Below are 215 nucleotides of genomic sequence, written 5' to 3' on the forward strand. Positions count from 1 at the left end.
GGCCGTATCACCCGCTACGCCTACAACAAAGCCGGCCATCTGGTAGCTAGCAGAGCCGTAACTGATACGGCATCTGGTCAGGGGATCGATACCCTGTTTGAGCGAGACCCGTTTGGTCGCCTGTTGCAGGAGACTACCCCGGACAGTATCACCAGCTTCCGCTACAACAAAGCAGGGCGCATGGTCGCGGACTGGCAGGATAAGGCGAAAATTAC

Annotated in this window: 1 protein-coding gene; it reads left to right on the forward strand. The window is 57.2% G+C overall.

Annotated features, from left to right (window positions below):
• The coding region (locus B4U49_RS00025) for a hypothetical protein (RefSeq protein ID WP_143735404.1) at positions 1-215 on the forward strand (215 nt) is incomplete at both ends.

The organism is Microbulbifer mangrovi (assembly GCF_002009015.1).
GTDB classification, from domain to species: Bacteria; Pseudomonadota; Gammaproteobacteria; order Pseudomonadales; family Cellvibrionaceae; genus Microbulbifer; species Microbulbifer mangrovi.